Origin of the sequence: Streptomyces nigra, assembly GCF_003074055.1 — a bacterium.
Classification (GTDB): domain Bacteria; phylum Actinomycetota; class Actinomycetes; order Streptomycetales; family Streptomycetaceae; genus Streptomyces; species Streptomyces nigra.
The window spans coordinates 4,504,065-4,526,515 of the sequence record NZ_CP029043.1; the positions used below are offsets into that span (position 1 = coordinate 4,504,065).

Genomic DNA, 22,451 nt, shown 5'->3' on the forward strand with positions numbered 1-22,451 from the left:
CCCCTCTGAGACACTGGGGGCGCGATGAGAGAGACAGCACCACAGCGGACCGCGCCCGCGCGTGCCCGCGCCGAGATCGACCTGGCCGCCCTGCGGGCCAACGTGCGGACGCTGCGCGGCCGCGCCCCCGGCGCCGCCCTCATGGCCGTCGTCAAGGCGGACGCGTACGGCCACGGGGCGCTGCCCTGCGCCCGCGCCGCGCTGGAGGCCGGGGCGACCTGGCTGGGCACGGCCACCCCGCAGGAGGCGCTCGCGCTGCGCGCCGCCGGCATCCAGGGCGTACGGATCATGTGCTGGCTGTGGACGCCCGGCGGACCCTGGCAGGAGGCGATCGAGGCCGACCTGGACGTCTCCGTGAGCGGGATGTGGGCGCTGCGCGAGGTCACCGAGGCGGCCCGGCGGGTCGGGACACCCGCGCGGGTCCAGCTCAAGGCCGACACCGGCCTCGGGCGGGGCGGCTGCCAGCCCGGGGACGACTGGGCCGAGCTGGTCCGGGAGGCGCTGCGCGCCGAGGCCGACGGGCTGATCCGGATCACCGGGCTGTGGTCGCACTTCGCCTGCGCCGACGAGCCGGGCCACCCCTCCATCGCCGCCCAGCTGGACAGCTTCCGGGAGATGACCGCGTACGCCGAGGAGCGGGGCGCGCGCCCCGAGGTGCGGCACATCGCGAACTCCCCGGCCACGCTCACGCTCCCCGAGAGCCACTTCGACCTGGTGCGCACCGGCATCGCGCTCTACGGCGTCTCACCGAGCCCCGAGCTCGGCAGCCCCGCCGACCTGGGCCTGCGTCCCGTGATGACGCTCTCGGCGTCCCTGGCCCTGGTCAAGCAGGTGCCCGGCGGTCACGGCGTCAGCTACGGGCACCACTACGTCACCCCGGGCGAGACCACCCTCGGCCTCGTCCCGCTCGGCTACGCCGACGGCATCCCGCGGCACGCCTCGGGTGCCGGTCCGGTCCTGGTCGGCGGCAAGTGGCGGACGGTCGCCGGGCGGGTCGCGATGGACCAGTTCGTCGTCGACCTCGGCGGGGACGAGCCCGAGGCGGGCGCCCGGGCCGTGCTGTTCGGCCCCGGTGACGGTGGCGAGCCCACGGCCGAGGACTGGGCGCAGGCCGCGGGGACCATCGGGTACGAGATCGTCACGCGCATCGGATCGCGCGTCCCCCGCGTCTATGTCGACGGGACCCGGTAGCCGAGGCCGCCGGTTCCTCGCGAAGTGCGGTGTGTGCGGCCACGCGGTTGCTACCAGTGAGTACATTCATGTGAAAGAGGAACGAGAGGGGTAACCCGTAGGGGGCCCCACGCGGACCACCGGCACCGTCCACCACCGTCGTCACACCGGCAGACCGGACCCAGCGAAGAGGAGCGGTACGTGAGCGAGAGCAGCGCGGAGGCCGCCGTCGCGGCCGTCGCCTCCGCCTCGGAGGCGGCCGCGGGCTGGCGCAGGGCGACCGGTCTCGCCGGCGCGGCGATAGGCGTGATCGCGGCCGGCGCGGCCGCGGGTGTCGCCATAGAGCGGATGACCGTGGGCCGCGGCATGCGGCAGAAGGCACGCCTCGCCCTCGACTCGGCGGGCCCTTACGGCTCGCTGCGCGGCACCCCCGGCAAGGCGTACGCCGACGACGGCACCGAGCTGTACTACGAGGTCGACGACGTCGACCCGGAGTCCGCGCCCGCGCTCAGCCCTCGCAGGCGCCGGCTGTTCGGCCGCAAGGCGCCCGCCCCCGTCACCGTCGTCTTCAGCCACGGCTACTGCCTCAACCAGGACTCCTGGCACTTCCAGCGGGCGGCGCTGCGCGGAGTCGTACGCACGGTGCACTGGGACCAGCGCAGCCACGGGCGGTCGGCGCGCGGCGTCGCCCAGACCCAGGAGGGGCGGCACGTCGACATCGAGCAGCTGGGGCGGGACCTGAAGGCCGTCATCGACGCGGCGGCGCCCGAGGGACCGCTCGTGCTGGTCGGGCACTCCATGGGCGGGATGACCGTGATGGCGCTCGCCGACGAGTACCCGGAGCTGATCCGCGAGCGGGTCGTCGCCACCGCTCTGGTCGGTACGTCGTCCGGGCGGCTCGGCGAGGTCAACTTCGGGTTGCCCGTCGCGGGGGTGAACGCGGTGCGCCGGGTGCTGCCGGGCGTCCTCAAGGCGCTGGGGCAGCGCGCCGAGCTGGTGGAGAAGGGGCGCCGGGCCACCGCCGACCTGTTCGCGGGGATCATCAAGCGGTACTCGTTCTCGTCGCGGGACGTGGACCCGGCGATCGCCCGGTTCGCCGAGCGGATGATCGAGGGCACCCCGATCGACGTGGTCGCCGAGTTCTACCCGGCCTTCGCCGACCACGACAAGACCGAGGCGCTCCCCCTGTTCACCGACATGCCGGTGCTCGTGCTCGCCGGCGTGGGCGACCTGGTCACACCGAGCGAGCACAGCGAGGCCATCGCCGATCTGCTGCCGGAGGCCGAACTGGTTCTGGTGCCGGACGCCGGGCACCTCGTCATGCTGGAGCACCCGGAGGTCGTCACGGACCGCCTCGCGGACCTGCTCACGCGCGCGGGCGCGGTGCCCGCAGGGGCTACGGTTAGTGGCTATGGAAGCACCAGCAGCACCGCACGACGCGGGTGATCTTCAGCTGACCGTCACCTCCCCCGAGCAGATGCGCGAGCTCGGCCGCCGGCTCGCCAAGCTGCTGCGCGCCGGCGACCTCCTGATGCTCAGCGGGGAGCTCGGCGCGGGCAAGACCACGCTGACCCGGGGGCTCGGCGAGGGCCTCGGGGTCCGGGGCGCGGTGACGTCCCCGACCTTCGTGATCGCCCGCGTGCACCCGTCGCTCGGCGACGGCCCGCCGCTCGTCCACGTCGACGCCTACCGGCTGTCCGGCGGCCTGGACGAGATGGAGGACCTCGACCTGGACGTATCGCTGCCCGAGTCGGTCGTCGTCGTGGAGTGGGGCGAGGGCAAGGTCGAGGAGCTGACCGAGGAGCGCCTCCAGGTCGTCATCCACCGGGCCGTCGGCGACACCACCGACGAGGTGCGCCAGGTGACGGTGACCGGGCTGGGCGAGCGCTGGGGAGCGGTGGACCTGAGCGTGCTGGCGGCCTGATGCGTCCGGGGCGGGGCCGGCCGTGCAGTCGTGGACCTGTGCCGTCCGCCTGAAGCGTCCGGGGCGGGGCCGGCCGTCCAGCCGTCGACCTGTGCCGTCCGCCTGAAGCGCTCCCGGCGAGGCCGTTCCGACAACGTGTCGGGAAAACATTGCGTTCACGGTCGTGGGCGTGGTCACATGGACTCCAGTCCGTGGTTAGGTCTGCCTAACCGCGCCCGCCCCCGACCTCAGGAGGCGTCCATGCCGGCATCGGAGAACACGCCCCACGGCGAGGCCCGGCCGCGGCCGTACCCACCGGCCGACGGCGTCTCCCTGTCCGTGCGCGATCTGCTGGCGGCCAACGCCGCCGCGCGACTCGTCTCCACACCGCCGCCCGCGCCCGAGTCCCGCCCGGTCGCCGAGCCACGCCCCGAGGCCGCCTGACCCGCCGGATCAGGGGATCACGACGACCGTGCGGCCGATCGTGGCGAACTTCCACATGGCCGTGCCGTCCGAGCGCGACTCGCGGATGCCGCCCGTCCGCGCGACCGGGTCCGGCTGCGGGGTGCCGCCCGGGACGGCCGCGCTGAACCCGATGGTCACGCCGTCCACCGACGCGAACCGCACCACGTGCTCCACCGGCAGCCCGTCGGTTCCGGTGATCGAGCTGGAGCGGGACCCGACCGTGTAGGCGCCCGGCGCCGGGTCGACCGATCCGGGGGACACCCGGAACGTCCGCTTGACCTTGTCGCCGTTCCCGACCAGCCACACCCGGTCGTCGTCCAGCGAGTACACGACCCGCTCCCCGATGCCGGAGCCGGCGGGCAGCGCCTCCGGATCGTCGCTGTCCCGGGGAGCCTTGGAGGTGCTCACGCCGAGCGTGCCGCCGGTGCGTTCGCCCAGGTCGGGTGGGACGTTCGCGGCGGCCTGGAAGGTGAGGAACCCGACCGCTGCGAGGGCGGCCGCGGTCAGGCCCACGACGAATCCGGAACTGCTGCCCGCCACCGTCACCACCTCAGCGTTCGCTCGCGCCACGTGATCACGCCGACCGTAGCAGTCACCGGCGGCCCGACCGGGGCGGCACTTCCGGCGCCCCGGGCGCCGTAGGCTGTTTGCGTGCTCTTGCTCGCTCTGGATACCGCCACCCCCGCCGTCACCGTCGCACTGCACGACGGCACGGACGTCATCGCCTCCTCGAGCCAGGTGGACGCGCGCCGGCACGGCGAGCTGCTGCTGCCGGCCGTCGACCGGGTCCTCGCCGAGGCCGGTGTGAAGCTGGACGCCGTCACCGGCGTCGTCGTAGGCGTCGGCCCCGGCCCCTACACCGGGCTGCGAGTCGGCCTGATGACCGCCGACACCTTCGGGCTCGTCCTCGGCGTCCCCGTGCACGGCGTGTGCACGCTGGACGGCCTCGCCTACGCCGCCCACATCGAGAAGGGCCCCTTCGTCGTGGCGACGGACGCCCGGCGCAAGGAGGTCTACTGGGCGCGGTACGCCGACTCGCGTACCCGCCTGACCGAACCGGCCGTCGACCGGCCCGCCGACATCGCCGCCGAGGTCGCCGGGCTCCCGGCGGTCGGCGCCGGCGCGCTGCTCTACCCCGACACGTTCCCGCAGGTCCACGAGCCCGAGCATGTGTCGGCCGCCGCCCTGGCGGCCCTGGCCGCCGAGCGGCTGGCCGCCGGGGAGGAACTGCCCGCGCCCCGGCCGCTGTACCTGCGCCGCCCCGACGCCCAGGTCCCCAAGAACTACAAGGTGGTCACCCCCAAGTGACCGGACCCGCGACCACCCCCGGCGGCGCCGAGGGCCCCACGCTGCGCGAGATGCGCTGGTGGGACATCGACTTCGTGCTGGCGCTGGAGAAGGAGCTGTTCCCCGAGGACGCCTGGTCCCGGGGCATGTTCTGGTCCGAACTGGCGCACTCCCGCGGAGCCGAGGCCACCCGCCGCTATGTCGTCGCCGAGGAGGACGGGCGTCTGGTCGGCTACGCCGGGCTGGCCTCCGCCGGCGATCTGGCCGACGTCCAGACCATCGCCGTCGCCCGCGACCACTGGGGGACCGGCCTCGGCGGTCGGCTGCTCGCCGAACTGCTCCGCGCCGCCACCGAGTTCGAGTGCGCCGAGGTGATGCTGGAGTGCCGGGTGGACAACGTCCGCGCCCAGCGGCTCTACGAGCGCTTCGGCTTCGAGGCGATCGGCTTCCGGCGCGGCTACTACCAGCCGGGGAACGTCGACGCCCTGGTGATGCGACTGACCACAGCGCCCGACAGCGGCAGCGCCTCGGGTGACGACTCCGTACAAGGAACTGAGATCAATGGCTGACTCGCGGGACGAACCCCTCGTTCTGGGCATCGAGACCTCGTGCGACGAGACCGGCGTCGGCATCGTCCGCGGCACCACCCTCCTCGCCGACGCCGTCGCCTCCAGCGTCGACGAGCACGCCCGCTTCGGCGGTGTCGTGCCCGAGGTCGCCTCCCGGGCGCACCTGGAGGCCATGGTTCCGACGATCGACCGGGCGCTGAAGGAGGCGGGCGTGAGCGCCCGTGACCTCGACGGTGTGGCGGTCACGGCCGGTCCCGGCCTCGCGGGCGCCCTGCTGGTCGGCGTGTCGGCGGCCAAGGCGTACGCCTACGCGCTGGGCAAGCCGCTGTACGGCGTCAACCACCTCGCCTCGCACATCTGCGTGGACCAGCTGGAGCACGGGCCGCTGCCCGAGCCGACGATGGCCCTGCTGGTGTCCGGCGGGCACAGCTCGCTGCTGCTGTCCTCCGACATCACCTCCGACGTCCGCCCGATGGGCGCGACCATCGACGACGCGGCCGGCGAGGCGTTCGACAAGATCGCCCGGGTGCTGAACCTCGGCTTCCCCGGCGGCCCCGTCATCGACCGCTACGCCCGCGAGGGCGACCCGGAGGCGATCGCGTTCCCGCGCGGTCTGACCGGGCCGCGCGACCCGGCGTACGACTTCTCCTTCTCCGGTCTGAAGACCGCGGTCGCCCGCTGGATCGAGGCGAAGCGGGCCGTCGGCGAGGAGGTGCCGGTGCGGGACGTCGCGGCCTCCTTCCAGGAGGCGGTCGTCGACGTGCTGACCCGCAAGGCCGTACGGGCCTGCAAGGACGAGGGCGTCGACCATCTGATGATCGGCGGCGGCGTGGCCGCCAACTCCCGGCTGCGGGCGCTGGCCCAGGAGCGCTGCGAGGCGGCCGGCATCCGGCTGCGGGTGCCCCGCCCGAAGCTGTGCACGGACAACGGTGCGATGGTCGCCGCGCTCGGCGCCGAGATGGTCGCGCGCAACCGGGCGGCCTCCGACTGGGACCTGTCCGCGGACTCCTCGCTGCCGGTGACGGACCCGCATGTGCCGGGCACCGGGCACGACCATGTGCACGAGGTGAGCAAGGAGAACCTGTACTCGTGACCGTCGCCCTGATGTGGGAGGCGCGGGCGGTCCCCGGCCGGGGCGAGGAACTGCTCGCCTGGGCGCGGGTGCAGGAGCTGCCCCGGCCGCCGCTGCGCCGGGAGACCTTCCGGGCGCCCCAGGACCGGGTCCTCGTCGTCACGTGGTGGGACGCGGACGCCGACGCCGAGGTGCCGGAACTGCCCGAACCGGACGCCGGTCTGGTGGTCCGGGCCGTGCACCGATGGCGGTTCGAGTCGCTCGGTACGGAGGGTTCCGGCCGGTCCGACGGGTGAGGGGGCCGACTCGGCAAACCGAAGCTTTCGTGACGTCGCGCGAATGTTCCGGTGCGAAGACTCGGAAAGAAGGGGTTCGTCACGGGGCCGGGCGGGGTTACGATCGCCGCCATGACAGCCCGTGAGACCGCTGAATCCCGGACGGCCGTGCCGGAGACCCGGTCGGCACCGTCGACGGCGCCGACGGCCGGCCGCTCCGGGCGGACGGCCACGCTCGCCGAGATCGCCCGCGAGGCGGGTGTCTCGGCGCCGACTGTTTCGAAGGTCCTCAACGGGCGCGCGGACGTCGCCCCGGGCACCCGTACCCGTGTCGAGGAGCTGCTGCGCGCCCACGGCTACCGCCGACGGCGGGCCGAGACCGGCCGCTCGCCCCTGATCGACCTGGTCTTCCACGAGCTGGAGAGCGCGTGGGCGATGGAGGTCATCCGGGGCGTCGAGAACGTCGCCAGGGACGCGGGGCTCAGCGTCGTGCTCAGCGAGAGCGCCGGGCGCCTCACCCCGGGCCGGACCTGGGCCGACCAGGTCGCCGCCCGCCGCCCGCACGGCGTGATCCTCGTGCTGTCCGACCTCGACGAGTCGCAGCGCGCCCTGCTGACCAGCCGTTCCATCCCGTTCGTGGTGATGGACCCGGCGGGCGACCCGGGCGCCGACGTGCCGTCCATCGGCGCCACCAACTGGCAGGGCGGCCTCGCCGCCACCCGGCATCTGATCGAGCTGGGGCACCGGCGGATCGGCGCGATCACCGGGCCGTCCCGGATGATGTGCAGCCGCGCCCGCCTCGACGGCTACCGCGCGGCCCTGGAGACCGCCGGGATGGCGGTCGATCAGAGCATGGTGCGCACCGGCGACTTCCACCATGAGACCGGCTACCGGCAGGGCCTGGAGCTGCTGCGCCGCCCGGACCGGCCCACCGCGGTCTTCGCGGGCAACGACCTGCAGGCGCTCGGCCTGTACGAGGCCGCGCGGGAGCTGGGGCTGCGGGTGCCGGAGGACCTGAGCGTGGTCGGGTTCGACGATCTGCCGGTCGCCCGGTGGGTCGGGCCGCCGCTGACGACCGTACGGCAGCCGCTGACGGAGATGGCGGAGGCGGCGGCGAAGCTGGTCCTCGACCTCGCCCGGGAGCAGACCGCCCCCACGGCGACCAGGATCGACCTGGCGACCAGCCTGGTGGTCCGCAGCAGCACGGCCCCGCCGCCGGAGCTCTGACGCCCGCCGGGGACCGAAACATTCGGCCCCTTCCTGAGAGAAGTCTGAGAATTTCGCGAGAAAAGCGGCACCGGGCTCCCTGGCCGTAATAATTCGGACGTACGTTCCTCCCCATGAGGGGACGTGGGCGGGCAGCGAGTGGGGACGACGACGGGGGGCGCGGGGGCCGGCGGGCGTCCGTATGGCGACGGGCGGGGATCGCCCTCGCGGCGTTACTGGCCCTGGCGATCGGGGTGGCGGCCTGGGCCTACCGGCATCTCGACGACAACATCACGGGCGTCGACATCGACCAGGCGCTGGGCGACGACCGCCCGCCCCGGGCGATGACGACCCCGACGCCGTCGGCGTCGCCGCTGCCGACGGAGGCGCTGAACATCCTGGTCCTCGGCTCGGACTCGCGCAGCGGCGCCGACAACAAGAAGCTCGGCGGGGGCGACAGCGGGGGCGCACGCTCGGACACCGCGATGGTGTTCCACATCGACGCCGGGCGCACCGCGGCGACGGTCGTGAGCGTCCCGCGCGACACCCTGGTCGACCGGCCTTCCTGCCCGCTGCCGTCCGGCGGTTCGACCCGGCCGGCGTACCAGGCCATGTTCAACAGCGCCTACGCGCTGGGCGGTCCGGTGTGCGCGGTCAAGACGGTCGAGTCGCTGACCGGGGTGCGGATGGACCACTACGTCGAGCTCGACTTCTCCGGGTTCGCGAAGCTGGTGGACGCCCTCGGCGGGGTCACGGTCACCACGGACGAGGACATCCACGACGAGGACAGCCACCTCGACCTCGCGGCCGGCACGCACCACCTGGACGGCAAGCAGGCGCTGGCCCTGGCCCGCACCCGGCACGGCATCGGCAACGGCAGCGACCTGGGCCGTATCGAGCTCCAGCAGAAGCTGGTGAAGGCCCTGCTCGACCAGATCTCCGCCACCGACCTGCTCACCGACCCCGCGAAGCTCTACCGGGTCGCCGACGCGGTGACCGGCGCCCTGACCACGGACACGGGCCTCGACTCGCTGAGCGAGCTGACCGGCCTGGGCCAGAGCCTGCGCGGATTGACGTCCGACACGGTCAGGACCGTGACCATGCCGGTGGTGCCCGCGCCGTCCAACCACAACAGGGTCGTGGCGGACGAGCCGGAGGCGGGCGAGCTGTGGAAGTCGCTGCGCTGAGAAAAGATTTCTCAGAAATCCCGGAGGACGTGTCGATCCGGCGGCCCGCCGTTCGACGCAGGGGTGAGAGGCCGGGAAGGGCCCGGTCACCGCAGCACGAGGAGTCACCATGCCCCGATACCTGTCGCTCGTGAAGATCGACGAGGCGTCCGCCCCCGCCGAGGGTCCGAGCCCCGAGCTGATGCGGCGCATGGGCGAGCTGATCGAGGAGGTCACCAAGGCGGGCGTCATGCTCGACACCGCCGGCCTGCTGCCGTCCGCGCAGGGGACCAGGGTGCACTGGGAGGGTGGCCGGATCTCCGTCACCGACGGGCCGTTCACCGAGGCCAAGGAGGTCGTCGGCGGGTACGCGCTCATGCAGTGCAAGGACAAGGCCGAGGCCATCGAGTGGACCACGCGGTTCCTGAAGGTCCACGAGGAGTTCTGGACCGTCACCTGCGAGGTGCGGGAGATCGCCGAGGGGTGAGCCCGTCCGCTGGGCGCCGGGACCGGCAGGGTGTTCGATGGTGGGTTGTGGAGACATCGCGCGCCATCGACCCCGGGCCGGGCCGCGGCACCCCGTCCGGCCCCGATCCTCGTCCGGACTCCGGTACCCCGTCCGGCCCCGGCCCCCGGTCGGATACCGGCGTCCCGTCCGGCTCCGATCCCTGGTCGGCTTCCGGCGTCCCGTCCGGCTCCGATGCCTGGTCGGCTTCCGGCGTCCCGTCCGGCTCCGATGCCTGGTCGGCCTCCGGCGTCCCGTCCGGCTCCGATGCCTGGTCGGCCTCCGGCGTCCCGTCCGGCTCCGATCCCCGGTCGGACTTCGGCACCCCGTCCGGCCCAGCCCTCCGGCCGACGTCCGGCACCCCGTCCGCCGCCGATCCCCGGTCCGCCATCGAGACCGTCTTCCGGCTGGAGTTCGCCCGGGTCGTCGCCGCCGTCACCCGGATCGTCCGGGACGTCGGCATCGCCGAGGAACTGGCCCAGGACGCCCTCGTCGCCGCGCTGGAACAGTGGCCGCGCGACGGTGTGCCCGACCGGCCGGGCGCCTGGCTCACCGCCGCCGCCCGGCACCGTGCCGTCGACCTGGTCCGCCGCCGGGAGAACTACGCCCGCAAGCTCCGGGAGATCGGCCGGGACCTGGAGGACGTGCCACCGCCGCCGGAGCCCGCCGACCCCGACGCCATCGACGACGACCTGCTGCGGCTCGTCTTCACCACCTGCCACCCCGTGCTCTCCCCGGAGGCCCGCACCGCCCTCACCCTGCGGCTGGTCGGCGGTCTGACCACGGCCGAGATCGCCCGCGCCCACCTCGTCCCCGAGGCCACGGTCGCCCAGCGCGTGGTCCGCGCCAAGCGCACCCTGGCCCGCCGGAACGTGCCCTTCGAGGTGCCGTACGGACCCGACCGCGAGGCCCGGCTCGGCTCGGTCCTCGACGTCATCTACCTGATCTTCAACGAGGGGTACGCCGCCAGCGCGGGCGACGACTGGCTGCGCCCCGCGCTGTGCGAGGACGCGCTGCGGCTGGCCCGCCAGCTGGCCGCGCTGATGCCGAAGGAGCCCGAGGTGCACGGGCTCGCCTCGCTGCTGGAGTTCCAGGCGTCCCGCACGGCCGCCCGCACCGCCCCCGACGGCACGCCCGTCCTGCTGCGCGACCAGGACCGGCGCCGCTGGAACCGCATGCTCGTCGCCCGGGGCGTCGACGCCCTGGACCTGGCGAGCGCGACGGCCACGGGCGCCCCCGGGCCGTACGCCCTCCAGGCCGCCATCGCCGCCTGCCACGCGCACGCGTACACCTACGAGGAGACCGACTGGCGGACCATCAGCACCCTCTACCGGCTGCTCGCCGCCCAGTCGCCGTCACCGGTGGTGGAGCTGAACCGTGCGGTGGCCGTGTCGATGGCCGAGGGCCCAGGACCCGCCCTGGAGATCGTCGACTCCCTCGCGGACGAACCCGCGCTGCGCGACTACCACTTGCTGCCGAGCGTGCGCGGCGATCTGCTGCTGCGCCTCGGCCGTACGGCGCAGGCGCGGGCGGCGTTCGAGCGCGCGGCGGCGCTGACGCGCAACGAGCAGGAGCGGGAGCTGCTGCTGAGACGGGCGGCGGACGCCACCCCTTAGGGCCTTTCGTTTGGAGCAGGCCGGGCTCCCGCGTACTGGTTGTACGCGGGTGGCCGGCCGGTGCGGCGAGAGGGCGTGCCGGGCGTCGAACGGCAGGCGGGACTTTGCGGACACGGCCTAGGCGGGGTGCCCCACGAGCATCGTCGGGGCGCCCGCCACCCGGGTCAGAAAGACGGTGGCGGCGTTCGGGCCCTGCGGTTTGACCTTGCGGCGCAGTTCCTCCGGCTCGACCGCCGACCCGCGCTTCTTCACGGTCAGCGTGCCCACCCCGCGCTCCCGCAGCAGCGCCTTGAGCTTCTTCACGTTGAACGGCAGCTGGTCGGTGATCTCGTACGCGGTCGCGTACGGCGTGGGACGCAGTGTGTCCGCCGTGACGTAGGCGATCGTCGCGTCGACCAGCCCGCCATCCAGTGACTCGGCGACCTCGGCGACCAGATGGGCCCGGATGACGGCACCGTCCGGCTCGTACAGGTAGCGGCCGACGGGCCGCACCTCGGGGTCGGGCAGGCCGCGGGAGAGCAGGGAGCGCGGGCCCGGCAGCAGGGTGGCCCGGATCGCGCCGGGGGCCGTCCCGAACCACAGCACCGCCTCCTTCACATCCCCGCCGTCCGAGATCCACTCGGCCTCGGCGTCGCCGGGGACCGCCTCGTGCGGGATGCCCGGCGCCACCTTCAGGGCGGCGTGGGGCGTGGTCCGCGCCGTCTCCACGGCCCAGGACAGGGGCGGCGAGTACGCCTCGGGGTCGAAGATGCGGCCGCGTCCGCCGCGCCTGGCCGGGTCGACGAACACGGCGTCGAATCCGGCGGTGCCGACCTCGGTGACATCCGCCTCGCGCACCTCGACGAGGCCGGCGAGCCCGAGCGCCGTCATGTTGGCCCGGGCCGCCGCCACCGTCAGCGGGTCCCGGTCGACCGCCAGCACCCGGATGCCGGCCCGCGCGAGCGCGATCGCGTCGCCGCCGATGCCGCAGCACAGGTCGGCGACCGAGCCGATGCCCAGCTCCCGCATCCGGGCCGCCCGGTACGCCGCCACGCTCGCCCGCGTCGACTGCTCGACGCCGTTCGGCGTGAAGTACATCCGTCCCGCGTCCTCGGTGCCGAACTTCGCCGCCGCGCGCTGCCGCAGCCGCGCCTGTCCGAGGGCCGCGGAGACCAGCTCGGCCGGGTGCTCGCGGCGCAGCCTGGTGGCGACGGCGAGTTCGTCGGCGGGGTCGGTGTCGCGCGCGGCGTCGAGGAGGGCGCGGCCCTCGGGGGCGAGCAGGGCGGTGAAGGCGTCGAGGTGGTCGTTCACCGGGTCATTGTCGGCCAGTCGGTGGATGGTCCGCTCCACGGCGGCGCTGTCGTCCCGGTCCGGGTGCGGGTGCCTGTCAGGATCCGGCTCCATGCGACTTGTAGTACAAAATGACAAAAAGGGACGGCTTCGGCTTCGGGGGGCGCGGCTCCAGGGAGCGCGGCTTCGGCGGGCGCGGCTCCGGGGAGTCGTCGCCGTGCTCGCCGCCGCGGCCATCGCCTCGGGGTGTGCGCAGGGCGGTATCGCCGGTCAGCCGGGCGGCGGTTCCCCGGCCGCGGGTCCCGTCCCGAGCCGGTCGGCCGACGCTCCCGCGTCGCGTCCGCAGGGCACGCGCCCGCCGGACAGCACGCGCAGGCCGGACGGCACTCGCGCCCCCGACGGCCGGCGGCCGCAGTCGGCGCAGCAGGCCCATGCCGCCCGGGTCGCCGCCGCCCGGCGCTGGCGGCTCGCCCGTGTCCCGCTCGTGCCCCCGCCACCGCCCAGGTCCAAGCCGGAGATCACCACCCGCAAGGGCTTCGAGGTCGACGGCCACGAGGAGCTGGGCCTCCCGCCGGTCTTCACGACCGTCCCCACGACCCGGAAGGTCGTCTTCCTGACCATCGACGACGGCGCCGAGAAGGACCCGGCGTTCCTGCGCATGATGAGCGACCTGAAGGTGCCGTACACCGCCTTCCTCAGCGACTACGTGATCAAGGACGACTACGGCTACTTCGAGCGGATGCGGCGCACGGGCACGGGCCTGCACAACCACACCCTCCACCACCGCTATCTGCCCGCCCTGTCCTACCGCCGCCAGCAGTACGAGATCTGCGGCATGCAGGACGTCATGGAGGAGCGCTACGGCGAGCGCCCCGCGCTGTTCCGGCCGCCCTTCGGCAACTACGACCGCGACACCCTGCGCGCCGCCAAGTCCTGCGGCGTGCGGTACGTCCCCCTGTGGAACGAGGAGGTCTTCGTCGACCACTGGGAGTACCGGGAGTGGGACCGGAAGATCCGTCCGGGTGACATCGTGCTCAGTCACTTCCGGGGCCGGGGCGAGTGGAAGGGCACAATGCCCGACATGATCCGCAGGTTCCTGGACAAGGTCACGGCCGAGGGGTTCGCGGTGGCCCGGCTGGAGGACTACCTGTGAGGACGCCGCCGGGGGCACGCGCGCTCGCCGCCGTGGCCCTGGCGACCGCCCTGCTCGCCGGATGCGCGGGGGAGACCGCGCCCACCGCGTCCCGGGCCGGGTCCGGCCAGGAGGCGACGCGCTCGGCGAAGAACGCGACACACACCGCGCAGCCGTACCGCCGCTGGGGCCTGAGCGACCCGCTGCCCGCGCCGCCCTCGCCGCCCGCCCGGCGGCTGCCGCACCGCCCCGGCGGCCCCCCGCCCGTCGTGCACCGCGTCCCCACCCGCGACCGGGTCGTCTTCCTCACCTACGACGACGGCGCCGAGAAGGACCCCCGGTTCGTCGACATGGTCCGCGAACTGCGGCTGCCCGTCAGCATGTTCCTCACCGACAGCGTCGTCGGCCCCGGCTACGGCCACTTCGCGCGGCTGCGCTCGGTCGGCGCGTCCATCCAGAACCACACCCTCGACCACGCCGCCCTGCGCGGGCTGCCGTACGCCGGCCAGCGCGCCGAGATCTGCGGCCAGCAGCACAAGCTGCGCGCCCGCTTCGGCATCCGGCCCCGGCTCTTCCGGCCGCCCTACGGCGTCCACGACGCCACCACGCTGCGCGCCGCCGCCGACTGCGGGGTCACCGCCGTCGTGCTGTGGCGGGCGGCGATGGAGGGCGACGGCGGACTGACGTACGCGAAGGGGCCCGCGCGGCTGCGCCCCGGCGACATCGTCTCCGTGCCGTCCGGGGAGCCGGCCGGGCTGTCGCTGCGCGAGCGCACCACCCGGTTGCTGCGGGAGATCCAGAAGCGCGGCCTGACGGTCGGACGCCTCGAGGACTACGTGTAGACGCTCGCCGGGCTCTTCCCGGTGGCGCGGGCGGCGCGCCGCGCCACGAGCGAATTGGCACTCCGCTTGACCGAGTGCTAATCGCGGTCATAGTCTCGGCTCTGGCACTCCCCACTGGAGAGTGCCAACAACGCGACGGGCAGGTCCGGCACCCGCGACGACGGATCGACCTGGTCGCCACCTCAGACAGTTAACCCCGTGAGATCTCCGAAGGGGGAGGTCGGATCGTGACGACCACCAGCTCCAAGGTTGCCATCAAGCCGCTTGAGGACCGCATCGTGGTCCAGCCGCTCGACGCCGAGCAGACCACCGCCTCTGGCCTGGTCATCCCGGACACCGCGAAGGAGAAGCCCCAGGAGGGCGTCATCCTCGCCGTCGGTCCGGGCCGCTTCGAGAACGGCGAGCGTCTTCCGCTCGACGTGAAGGTCGGCGACATCGTGCTGTACAGCAAGTACGGCGGCACCGAGGTGAAGTACAACGGCGAGGAGTACCTCGTCCTCTCGTCCCGCGACGTGCTCGCGGTCATCGAGAAGTAAGACGCCTCGAAGCTCTTGCTTTCAGCTGCGCCCCTGGCCCCCGCGACCACATAAGAACCGGGCGCCCGGGGCGCAGTGTTTTTTCAGAACCCACAATCCGAGAGGGCTCCCGCTGTCATGGCGAAGATCCTGAAGTTCGACGAGGACGCCCGTCGCGCCCTCGAGCGCGGCGTCAACAAGCTTGCCGACACGGTCAAGGTGACGATCGGCCCCAAGGGCCGCAACGTCGTCATCGACAAGAAGTTCGGCGCCCCCACCATCACCAACGACGGCGTGACCATCGCCCGTGAGGTCGAGGTCGAGGACCCGTACGAGAACCTCGGTGCCCAGCTGGTGAAGGAGGTGGCGACCAAGACCAACGACATCGCGGGTGACGGCACCACCACCGCCACCGTGCTCGCCCAGGCGCTCGTGCGCGAGGGCCTGAAGAACGTCGCCGCCGGCGCCTCCCCGGCCGCCCTGAAGAAGGGCATCGACGCGGCCGTCGCGGCCGTCTCCGAGGAGCTCCTCGCGACCGCGCGCCCGATCGACGAGAAGTCCGACATCGCCGCCGTCGCCGGTCTGTCCGCCCAGGACCAGCAGGTCGGCGAGCTCATCGCCGAGGCGATGGACAAGGTCGGCAAGGACGGTGTCATCACCGTCGAGGAGTCCAACACCTTCGGTCTTGAGCTGGACTTCACCGAGGGCATGGCCTTCGACAAGGGCTACCTGTCCCCGTACTTCGTGACGGACCAGGAGCGCATGGAGGCCGTCCTGGAGGACCCGTACATCCTCATCAACCAGGGCAAGATCTCCTCCATCGCCGACCTGCTGCCGCTGCTGGAGAAGGTCATCCAGACCAACTCCTCCAAGCCGCTGCTGATCATCGCCGAGGACGTCGAGGGCGAGGCCCTGTCGACCCTGGTCGTGAACAAGATCCGCGGCACCTTCAACGCGGTCGCGGTCAAGGCCCCGGGCTTCGGTGACCGCCGCAAGGCGATGCTGCAGGACATGGCGACCCTCACCGGCGCCACCGTCATCTCCGAGGAGGTCGGCCTCAAGCTCGACCAGGTCGGCATCGACGTGCTGGGCTCCGCCCGCCGCGTCACCGTCACCAAGGACGACACCACCATCGTCGACGGCGCCGGCAAGTCCGAGGACGTCCAGGGCCGCGTCGCCCAGATCAAGTCCGAGATCGAGAACACCGACTCCGACTGGGACCGCGAGAAGCTCCAGGAGCGCCTCGCGAAGCTGGCCGGCGGCGTGTGCGTGATCAAGGTCGGCGCCGCCACCGAGGTGGAGCTGAAGGAGAAGAAGCACCGTCTGGAGGACGCCATCTCCGCGACCCGCGCCGCGGTCGAGGAGGGCATCGTCTCCGGTGGTGGCTCCGCGCTCGTCCACGCCGTGAAGGTCCTCGAGGGCAACCTCGGCAAGACCGGCGACGAGGCCACCGGTGTCGCCGTGGTCCGCAAGGCCGCCGTCGAGCCGCTGCGCTGGATCGCCGAGAACGCCGGCCTCGAGGGCTACGTCATCACCTCGAAGGTCGCCGAGCTCGACAAGGGCCAGGGCTTCAACGCCGCCACCGGCGAGTACGGCGACCTGGTCAAGGCCGGCGTCATCGACCCGGTCAAGGTCACCCGTTCCGCCCTGGAGAACGCCGCCTCCATCGCCTCCCTCCTCCTCACGACCGAGACCCTGGTCGTCGAGAAGAAGGAAGAGGAAGAGCCGGCCGCCGCAGGCCACAGCCACGGCCACGCCCACTAGTACGACGCCGGGTCGACAAAGGCCCCGCCGCCGTCCTTCAGGACGGTGGCGGGGCCTTCCCCTTCGCGGTCATTCGCCGAGTACCCCCAGTTGTTCCATCAGACCCGCGCGGTCGTACATCCAGTGGCTCTCGCACATGCGGCCCTCGCGGAAGCGCTGCCAGGTCATGCCCTGCATGCTCACGTCCTGGCCGGTCGCCGGAACGCCCAGGAACTCGCCCTTGTGGTGGGCGGTCCAGGTCCAGCGGCTGCACACCCGGTCGTCCTCCGCCATCTGGTCGTCGACGCGGAACGTGAAGTCGAAGGCGCCGTACCAGCCCTCCAGCACCGCGCGGATCCCGTCGCGGCCCCGGACGGGGCGCGGGTAGGACGGGTCGTGGTCCACGTAGTCGTCCGTCAGCCGAGCGACGATCCGGTCCGGGGGCGTGCGGCCCATCGCCGTGAAGAAGGCCCGCGCGACCAGGACGTTCAGCTGCTCGTCGCGCACCACGTCCAGATCGGTGAAGACCGGTGGCCCGTCGCACAGCGCCACCATCTCCTCGTAGATCCGGCCGGTCTCCGGGAGGTGCGAGTTGCGCATCGCCTCGTCGTACGACGGGAACTCCACGATCTCCACGAAGTGCGAGCCGTCGGAGCGGTCCCGGCCGATGACGTCGTGCGTGGCCGTCCGCTTCCCCTTGGTCTGCTCGACCCACTTGTCCATCAGCCGGTTCATCTCGTCGAACCGGTCCGTCCTGCAGTCGATGAGCTGTACGAAGGTCATGACGCCGGCGCCTCCCGGCCCCCCTGTGTGGACACCCTCATTGTCCTCCGCGTCCGGACCGCCCTCTACTGCGGACCGTACTTGCGGCCCGTCCGCGACGAGATCGTGCCGAGCACGCCCCGCGGCACCAGCTTCGCCGCCCCCAGCAGCACCTTGTAGCGGGGGTCGGGGATGGAGAGGGACCGCCCCCGCGCCAGGTCCTCCAGCGCGGTGGCCGCCACTTTGTCGGCGTCCAGCCACATCCACCCGGGGATGTTGTCCGTGCCCATGCCCGCGCGCTCGTGGAACTCGGTCCGGACGAACCCCGGGCACAGCGCCATCAGCCGCACCCCGCTCCCGGCCAGATCCCGCGCCGCCCCCTGGGTGAACTGCACGACCCACGCCTTGGACGCGCCGTACGTCCCGCGCGGCACGAACGCCGCCACCGAGGCCACGTTCACGACACCGCCCCGGCCCCGCTCGCGCATCGCCCCGGCCGCCGCCGAGGTCAGCCGCAGCACCGCCTCGCAGTGCACCTTCAGCATCCGCAGCTCGTCGGCCATGGACACGTCGAGGTAGCGGCCCTTGTTGCCGAACCCCGCGTTGTTGATCAGCAGGTCGACCGGGTTGCGGCGGTCGCCGAGGCGGGCGGCGACCGCCTCGATCCCGGAGTCCTCGGCGAGGTCGGCCGTCAGCACCTCCGCCTCGACGCCGTGCCGGTCGTGCAGTTCCGTGGCCTGCTCGCGCAGCCGCTTGGTGTCCCGGGCCACCAGGACGAGGTCATGCCCGTCGGCGGCCAGCCGACGCGCGAACGCGGCGCCGATGCCCGCGGTCGATCCCGTGATCAATGCCGTTGTCATGGCGCAAGGTTAGTGACCCGGAGGGACTGGTTCCGCTCCTCGGGCCGCCGTTCGGGCGGCCTTGGACGGCAACTCCGGTGCAGGGCCCGGGTCTTGGTGTCGTGTCAGGAGCTGTGCTTCGCCACGTACTTCCTCGCGGTCTCCACCGCCTCCGGGTGCAGCCACTCGGCCGCGGCCAGGACCCGGGGCAGCAGCGCCCGCTCCGTCGTGACCGCCCGGAACTGGAACGCCACCGTCACCTCGTGGTCGGGCCGGCGGACGATCTCGATCGCGTCGCCCGCGCGGATCTCGCCCGGCTCGATCACCCGCAGATACGCCCCCGGCGCGGCCTGCGCGGTGAACCGCCTCACCCACTGCCGCTCACCCAGATGGCCCTGGAAGGTCTGGCACGGGATACGGCCGCTGGTGATCTCGAGGAGCAGATCGGGCCCCACCCGCCAGCGCTCGCCGATCAGCGCCCCGGAGACGTCGAGCCCGGAGGTCGTGAGGTTCTCGCCGAACACGCCGTTGCGCAGCGGGCGCCCCAGCTCACGCTCCCAGACGTCGAGGTCCTCGCGCGCCACCGCGTACACGGCCTGGTCGTCGCCGCCGTGATGCTTCTTCTCGCACACCGCGTCCCCGGCGAGGCCGCTTCCGCCGACTCCCTTCGGTCCGGGTGCCGTCACCCGCACCGGGCCCTCGACGGGGCGCTTGTCGATACCGGTCACACCGTCGACGTGGTCCGTGTACGGCACCGCCTCCGGGCGGCCGAGATTCACTGACAGAAGCTTCATGGCGGCACGGTAGGCGACCGGCGGTCAAAGTGTCGACGCGATATTCAGCGCGCACCCCAAGCTTCGCTTATGCTCGGTGACGTGCTCGAAGCCCGTCATCTCCGCGTCCTGCGCGCCGTCGCCACCACCGGCTCCTTCTCGGCGGCCGCCCGCGAACTGGGCTGCACCCAGCCGGCCGTGAGCCAGCAGATGAGGGCACTGGAGACGGCCGTCGGCACCCCGCTGCTGATCCGCACCGGACGCGTCATGCGGCTGACCCAGGCCGGTGAGGCACTGGTGCGTCACGCCACCGGCATCCTCGCGGGACTCACCGCCGCCGAGGAGGAGGTCGCCGCCATCGCGGGCCTGCGCGCCGGACGGGTCCGGCTCGTCTCCTTCCCCAGCGGCAGCTCCACCCTCGTCCCGACCGCCCTCGCCGCGCTGCGCGCCGCCCACCCCGGCACCCGCGTCTCCCTGGAGGAGGCCGAGCCGCCCAGGTCGGTGGAGATGCTGCGCGAGGGCGAGTGCGACGTGGCCCTCGCCTTCCGGTACGAGAGCGCGGCGGGCGCCGAGGAGTGGGAGGACCTCGTGGTCCGCCCGCTGCTCACGGACCGTCTCGTCGGGCTGGTCCCGGAGCGGCACCGGCTCGCCCGCGCGGGGTCGCCGGCGTCCGTCGCCATCGGCGATCTGGCGGCCGAGCCGTGGATCGCGGGGTGCCCGCGCTGCCGCGGTCAGCTGGTGGAGGTGTGCGCGAGCGCCGGTTTCACCCCGCGCATCGACTTCGCCACCGACGACTATCCGGCGGTCGTCGGCCTGGTCGGCGCCGGTCTCGGCGTGGCGGTCCTGCCCCAGCTCGCCGTGGAGTCCGTACGGCCGCGGGGGGTGCGCATGGTCGCGCTGGAACCGGCGGTGCGCCGCGAGATCGTCGCCCTCACGCTGCCCGACCTCGCCCAGGTGCCGGCCGTCGCCGCGACGCTGGACCAGCTCGGCCGCGCCGCCGCCGGCCCGGGCCGGTCCGCACCGTAGGAGAGCGGCCCCGGGCATGAGAGAGGGCACGCAATGCGTGCCCTGGATGGAGAAACGTTCCTTCAGCGGTCGGGACCCGCGTCCCCGCCGGTGGTCGACGCCGACACCAGCCGGTTGCGTGCCCGCCCCATGAGCTCTTCGCGCTCGTCCTCGGTCAAGCCGCCCCATACGCCGTACGGTTCGCGTACCGCCAGCGCGTGCGCCGCGCACTGTGCGCGCACGGGGCACCTCATGCAGACCTCCTTGGCCGAGTTCTCTCGAGCGCTCCGGGCCGCCCCGCGCTCGCCCTCCGGATGGAAGAAGAGCGAGCTGTCCACCCCGCGACATGCAGCCAGCAGCTGCCAGTCCCACAGGTCCGCGTTCGGTCCGGGAAGGCGGGAGAAATCTGCCATTGCGTGACCCCTTGTAGCCGTTCTGGGCGGATACGGTGTCTACGACCGTACATCTACGATCTAAGAAGATGAAAATATGACTCATTGCGAATCTAGCCCCAAACGCCGTGAAACAGGAAGAAAAAGGGCTGAATGGGGCACGGCTTGTGATGAAACGGGGAGGGTCCGCCCCTCATGTCTGCCCCGTGTCCGTCCCCTCACGTAGAGTGCCGAAGACGGCACATGCCCCCGTAACTCTTTCGAGTGACCGTCGTTGAGAGGGCGGAGGCGGTTGAAACAAGAAGCGCTCGGGCAAGCGTCCGAGACGGTCGACCGCACAGGTGACATTTCGTACCAGCCTGGAGGCTCAAGGTGACGTGCATCAGCTGCGGAGGGCGGCCATGACATCCGTCCTCGTCTGCGACGACTCCCCGCTTGCCCGAGAGGCGCTCCGCCGCGCGGTCGCGACCGTGCCCGGTGTCGAGCGCGTGACGACGGCGGCCAACGGCGAGGAAGTCCTCCGCCGCTGGGGCGCCGACCGCTCGGACCTGATCCTGATGGACGTGCGCATGCCCGGTCTGGGCGGCGTGGAGACCGTACGGCGGCTGCTGTCCGCCGACCCCGGTGCGCGCATCATCATGCTCACCGTCGCCGAGGATCTGGACGGCGTGGCCCTCGCGGTCGCCGCCGGTGCCCGCGGCTATCTGCACAAGGACGCCTCGCGCGCCGAGCTGCGGGCCACGGTCACCCAGGCGCTGGCCGACCCGACATGGCGGCTCGCCCCGCGCCGGCTGCGCTCCGCCGAGATGGGCGCCGCCCCGACGCTCACCGCGCGTGAGATCCAGGTGCTCGAGGGCATGAGCCACGGCCGCTCCAACGCCGAGATCGGCCGTGAGCTCTTCCTGTCCGAGGACACCGTTAAGACCCACGCCCGCCGGCTCTTCAAGAAGCTCGGCGCCTCGGACCGGGCCCACGCCGTGGCGCTCGGGTTCCGGTGGGGCCTGGTGCGCTGAGCGTCCCGCCGTGGGGCGCGTCGCGTCGCCCGGTGGCCCCGGGTTCGTCGTGGCTGGTCGCGGGCGCGCGGCCGGGCCGCACCATGTCTCGTCCCGCGCCCCCGTGGGGGCGCGGCTTCGAGGCCGGGCAACGGGTCCGATCGGTGCCCGGTGCTCGTTTCGCCGCGGATGCCGCATCCTTGAGGTGTGGAGTCTCTCGGGGACGAGTCGGTCGAGCGGAAGGGGAGGGCGCAGGATATGAGTTCCGGCGCACCTGCTCATAACGCTTCGGTGCACAACGACGGGCGCGATGCCGCGGAGCATGCGGCCGCAGGGCACCATGGACCGATGCGCGACGACGAGGCGGCCCATGCCGCAGGGGCGATCGGTGCACTCGTCCATCGCGCGGTGGACGGGGACGAGCAGGCCACCCACGACCTGCTCGCGCATGTCCACCCCCTGGCTCTGCGCTATTGCCGCACCCGGCTGTCGCGGCTGCCGGGTGACGCCCGGCACTTCGTCGAGGACCTCGCCCAGGAGGTCTGTGTCGCCGTCCTGCTGGCGCTGCCGCGCTACAAGGACACCGGCCGCCCCTTCGAGGCGTTCGTCTTCGCCATCGCCGCGCACAAGGTCGCCGATCTGCAGCGCGCGGCCATGCGCCACCCCGGGTCGACGGCCGTCCCCTCGGACGAGATGCCCGAGCGGCCGGACGACTCCCTGGGCCCCGAGGAGCGCGCGCTGCTCAGCAGCGACGCCGAGTGGGCCAAGAAGCTCCTGGCCAACCTGCCGGAGAACCAGCGGGAGCTGCTCCTGCTGCGGATCGCGGTGGGTCTGACCGCGGAGGAGACCGGCCAGATGTTGGGAATGTCACCCGGCGCCGTCCGGGTCGCCCAGCACCGGGCCCTGAGCAGGCTGCGGGCACTCGCCGAGCAGTAGTCCCACCGGGTGAACGG

25 protein-coding genes are annotated in these 22,451 nt (G+C 72.9%); 19 read left to right on the forward strand and 6 right to left on the reverse strand.

Annotation, left to right across the window (positions count from 1 at the left end):
- The first annotated feature begins 24 nt into the window (after window positions 1-24).
- The 4 genes from alr to DC008_RS21065 all read left to right on the forward strand — a co-directional run bounded on the left by alr (window position 25) and on the right by DC008_RS21065 (window position 3,517).
- Entirely contained in the window at window positions 25-1,191 is a 1,167-nt protein-coding gene (alr, locus tag DC008_RS21050; protein ID WP_108708276.1) for an alanine racemase, read from the forward strand.
- A 180-nt stretch (window positions 1,192-1,371) separates the two neighbouring features.
- Entirely contained in the window at window positions 1,372-2,616 is a 1,245-nt protein-coding gene (locus DC008_RS21055; protein WP_108708277.1) for an alpha/beta fold hydrolase, read from the forward strand.
- On the forward strand, window positions 2,582-3,094 hold the full coding sequence (tsaE, locus tag DC008_RS21060; RefSeq protein WP_055622511.1) for a tRNA (adenosine(37)-N6)-threonylcarbamoyltransferase complex ATPase subunit type 1 TsaE: 513 nt from the start codon (window positions 2,582-2,584) through the stop codon (window positions 3,092-3,094). The genes DC008_RS21055 and tsaE overlap by 35 nt, the downstream gene beginning before the upstream one ends.
- 240 nt (window positions 3,095-3,334) lie before the next feature.
- Window positions 3,335-3,517 (forward strand): hypothetical protein, encoded by a 183-nt coding sequence (locus DC008_RS21065; protein WP_108708278.1) that lies wholly within the window; start codon window positions 3,335-3,337, stop codon window positions 3,515-3,517.
- A gap of 9 nt (window positions 3,518-3,526) precedes the next feature.
- Here the strand turns inward: DC008_RS21065 and DC008_RS21070 are convergent, their stop codons facing one another.
- Entirely contained in the window at window positions 3,527-4,078 is a 552-nt protein-coding gene (locus tag DC008_RS21070) for a hypothetical protein (protein WP_208645934.1), read from the reverse strand.
- 111 nt (window positions 4,079-4,189) lie between these two features.
- Between DC008_RS21070 and tsaB the strand changes: the two genes are divergently transcribed.
- From tsaB to DC008_RS21110, 8 genes are all read left to right on the forward strand, one after another.
- Window positions 4,190-4,846: a tRNA (adenosine(37)-N6)-threonylcarbamoyltransferase complex dimerization subunit type 1 TsaB gene (gene tsaB / locus DC008_RS21075; protein ID WP_108708280.1), complete on the forward strand. Its 657-nt coding sequence runs from the start codon at window positions 4,190-4,192 to the stop codon at window positions 4,844-4,846.
- A gap of 50 nt (window positions 4,847-4,896) precedes the next feature.
- Window positions 4,897-5,394, forward strand: a complete 498-nt coding sequence (gene rimI / locus DC008_RS21080; RefSeq protein ID WP_108710794.1) for a ribosomal protein S18-alanine N-acetyltransferase — start codon at window positions 4,897-4,899, stop codon at window positions 5,392-5,394.
- Complete coding sequence (gene tsaD / locus DC008_RS21085) at window positions 5,387-6,487, forward strand: tRNA (adenosine(37)-N6)-threonylcarbamoyltransferase complex transferase subunit TsaD (RefSeq protein WP_108708281.1); 1,101 nt, start codon at window positions 5,387-5,389, stop codon at window positions 6,485-6,487. Before rimI ends, tsaD begins: the two co-directional genes overlap by 8 nt.
- A complete protein-coding gene (locus DC008_RS21090; RefSeq protein WP_108708282.1) occupies window positions 6,484-6,762 on the forward strand; it encodes a hypothetical protein in 279 nt (92 codons plus the stop codon). Before tsaD ends, DC008_RS21090 begins: the two co-directional genes overlap by 4 nt.
- A gap of 111 nt (window positions 6,763-6,873) precedes the next feature.
- Entirely contained in the window at window positions 6,874-7,968 is a 1,095-nt protein-coding gene (locus tag DC008_RS21095; RefSeq protein ID WP_164492339.1) for a LacI family DNA-binding transcriptional regulator, read from the forward strand.
- Window positions 7,969-8,081: 113 nt separating this feature from the next.
- Window positions 8,082-9,134 carry an LCP family protein gene (locus DC008_RS21100; protein WP_108708284.1) on the forward strand — a complete coding sequence of 351 codons (1,053 nt, stop codon included), beginning with the start codon at window positions 8,082-8,084 and terminating at the stop codon, window positions 9,132-9,134.
- Window positions 9,135-9,243: 109 nt separating this feature from the next.
- Window positions 9,244-9,600 carry a YciI family protein gene (locus DC008_RS21105; protein WP_055622504.1) on the forward strand — a complete coding sequence of 119 codons (357 nt, stop codon included), beginning with the start codon at window positions 9,244-9,246 and terminating at the stop codon, window positions 9,598-9,600.
- 407 nt (window positions 9,601-10,007) lie between these two features.
- Window positions 10,008-11,234 (forward strand): RNA polymerase sigma factor, encoded by a 1,227-nt coding sequence (locus DC008_RS21110; RefSeq protein WP_108710795.1) that lies wholly within the window; start codon window positions 10,008-10,010, stop codon window positions 11,232-11,234.
- 117 nt (window positions 11,235-11,351) lie between these two features.
- On the opposite strand, the gene DC008_RS21115 is transcribed toward DC008_RS21110, so the two are convergent.
- A complete protein-coding gene (locus DC008_RS21115; RefSeq protein ID WP_108708285.1) occupies window positions 11,352-12,617 on the reverse strand; it encodes a THUMP-like domain-containing protein in 1,266 nt (421 codons plus the stop codon).
- Between DC008_RS21115 and DC008_RS21120 the strand changes: the two genes are divergently transcribed.
- The 4 genes from DC008_RS21120 (at window position 12,616) to groL (ending at window position 16,756) form a co-directional block, all read left to right on the forward strand.
- A complete protein-coding gene (locus DC008_RS21120) occupies window positions 12,616-13,656 on the forward strand; it encodes a polysaccharide deacetylase family protein (RefSeq protein WP_108708286.1) in 1,041 nt (346 codons plus the stop codon). The genes DC008_RS21115 and DC008_RS21120 overlap by 2 nt on opposite strands.
- On the forward strand, window positions 13,653-14,477 hold the full coding sequence (locus tag DC008_RS21125; RefSeq protein WP_244221390.1) for a polysaccharide deacetylase family protein: 825 nt from the start codon (window positions 13,653-13,655) through the stop codon (window positions 14,475-14,477). Before DC008_RS21120 ends, DC008_RS21125 begins: the two co-directional genes overlap by 4 nt.
- Window positions 14,478-14,704: 227 nt before the next feature.
- Window positions 14,705-15,013 (forward strand): co-chaperone GroES, encoded by a 309-nt coding sequence (gene groES / locus DC008_RS21130; RefSeq protein WP_013001368.1) that lies wholly within the window; start codon window positions 14,705-14,707, stop codon window positions 15,011-15,013.
- Window positions 15,014-15,130: 117 nt separating this feature from the next.
- Complete coding sequence (gene groL / locus DC008_RS21135; RefSeq protein ID WP_108708287.1) at window positions 15,131-16,756, forward strand: chaperonin GroEL; 1,626 nt, start codon at window positions 15,131-15,133, stop codon at window positions 16,754-16,756.
- A gap of 69 nt (window positions 16,757-16,825) precedes the next feature.
- On the opposite strand, the gene DC008_RS21140 is transcribed toward groL, so the two are convergent.
- From DC008_RS21140 to DC008_RS21150, 3 genes are all read right to left on the reverse strand, one after another.
- A complete protein-coding gene (locus DC008_RS21140; protein ID WP_108708288.1) occupies window positions 16,826-17,518 on the reverse strand; it encodes an ester cyclase in 693 nt (230 codons plus the stop codon).
- Window positions 17,519-17,583: 65 nt separating this feature from the next.
- The gene (locus tag DC008_RS21145; RefSeq protein ID WP_108708289.1) at window positions 17,584-18,357 is read right to left on the reverse strand and encodes an SDR family NAD(P)-dependent oxidoreductase; all 774 of its coding nucleotides are present in this window, start codon (window positions 18,355-18,357) and stop codon (window positions 17,584-17,586) included.
- Window positions 18,358-18,461: 104 nt separating this feature from the next.
- On the reverse strand, window positions 18,462-19,130 hold the full coding sequence (locus tag DC008_RS21150; protein ID WP_108708290.1) for an MOSC domain-containing protein: 669 nt from the start codon (window positions 19,128-19,130) through the stop codon (window positions 18,462-18,464).
- Between the two features lie 81 nt (window positions 19,131-19,211).
- Between DC008_RS21150 and DC008_RS21155 the strand changes: the two genes are divergently transcribed.
- On the forward strand, window positions 19,212-20,135 hold the full coding sequence (locus DC008_RS21155) for a LysR family transcriptional regulator (RefSeq protein WP_108710796.1): 924 nt from the start codon (window positions 19,212-19,214) through the stop codon (window positions 20,133-20,135).
- 62 nt (window positions 20,136-20,197) lie between these two features.
- On the opposite strand, the gene DC008_RS21160 is transcribed toward DC008_RS21155, so the two are convergent.
- Entirely contained in the window at window positions 20,198-20,527 is a 330-nt protein-coding gene (locus DC008_RS21160) for a WhiB family transcriptional regulator (RefSeq protein ID WP_055622497.1), read from the reverse strand.
- A gap of 380 nt (window positions 20,528-20,907) precedes the next feature.
- Here DC008_RS21160 and DC008_RS21165 point away from each other — a divergent pair, with 380 nt between their 5' ends.
- The gene (locus tag DC008_RS21165; RefSeq protein ID WP_003948568.1) at window positions 20,908-21,519 is read left to right on the forward strand and encodes a response regulator transcription factor; all 612 of its coding nucleotides are present in this window, start codon (window positions 20,908-20,910) and stop codon (window positions 21,517-21,519) included.
- Window positions 21,520-21,846: 327 nt separating this feature from the next.
- The gene (locus DC008_RS21170; RefSeq protein ID WP_055622496.1) at window positions 21,847-22,434 is read left to right on the forward strand and encodes a sigma-70 family RNA polymerase sigma factor; all 588 of its coding nucleotides are present in this window, start codon (window positions 21,847-21,849) and stop codon (window positions 22,432-22,434) included.
- Window positions 22,435-22,451 lie beyond the last annotated feature (17 nt).

Bases quoted from the DNA above. Each gene is read 5' to 3' on its own strand.
- DC008_RS21140 (WP_108708288.1), bottom strand. From the start codon at position 17,518: ATGACCTTCGTACAGCTCATCGACTGCAGGACGGACCGGTTCGACGAG.
- groL (WP_108708287.1), top strand. From the start codon at position 15,131: ATGGCGAAGATCCTGAAGTTCGACGAGGACGCCCGTCGCGCCCTCGAG.
- tsaE (WP_055622511.1), top strand. From the start codon at position 2,582: ATGGAAGCACCAGCAGCACCGCACGACGCGGGTGATCTTCAGCTGACC.
- alr (WP_108708276.1), top strand. From the start codon at position 25: ATGAGAGAGACAGCACCACAGCGGACCGCGCCCGCGCGTGCCCGCGCC.
- DC008_RS21115 (WP_108708285.1), bottom strand. From the start codon at position 12,617: ATGGAGCCGGATCCTGACAGGCACCCGCACCCGGACCGGGACGACAGC.
- rimI (WP_108710794.1), top strand. From the start codon at position 4,897: ATGCGCTGGTGGGACATCGACTTCGTGCTGGCGCTGGAGAAGGAGCTG.
- DC008_RS21165 (WP_003948568.1), top strand. From the start codon at position 20,908: ATGACATCCGTCCTCGTCTGCGACGACTCCCCGCTTGCCCGAGAGGCG.
- DC008_RS21120 (WP_108708286.1), top strand. From the start codon at position 12,616: ATGCGACTTGTAGTACAAAATGACAAAAAGGGACGGCTTCGGCTTCGG.
- DC008_RS21160 (WP_055622497.1), bottom strand. From the start codon at position 20,527: ATGGCAGATTTCTCCCGCCTTCCCGGACCGAACGCGGACCTGTGGGAC.
- DC008_RS21105 (WP_055622504.1), top strand. From the start codon at position 9,244: ATGCCCCGATACCTGTCGCTCGTGAAGATCGACGAGGCGTCCGCCCCC.
- DC008_RS21100 (WP_108708284.1), top strand. From the start codon at position 8,082: ATGAGGGGACGTGGGCGGGCAGCGAGTGGGGACGACGACGGGGGGCGC.
- DC008_RS21145 (WP_108708289.1), bottom strand. From the start codon at position 18,357: ATGACAACGGCATTGATCACGGGATCGACCGCGGGCATCGGCGCCGCG.
- DC008_RS21095 (WP_164492339.1), top strand. From the start codon at position 6,874: ATGACAGCCCGTGAGACCGCTGAATCCCGGACGGCCGTGCCGGAGACC.
- tsaD (WP_108708281.1), top strand. From the start codon at position 5,387: ATGGCTGACTCGCGGGACGAACCCCTCGTTCTGGGCATCGAGACCTCG.
- DC008_RS21065 (WP_108708278.1), top strand. From the start codon at position 3,335: ATGCCGGCATCGGAGAACACGCCCCACGGCGAGGCCCGGCCGCGGCCG.
- DC008_RS21170 (WP_055622496.1), top strand. From the start codon at position 21,847: ATGCGCGACGACGAGGCGGCCCATGCCGCAGGGGCGATCGGTGCACTC.
- DC008_RS21150 (WP_108708290.1), bottom strand. From the start codon at position 19,130: ATGAAGCTTCTGTCAGTGAATCTCGGCCGCCCGGAGGCGGTGCCGTAC.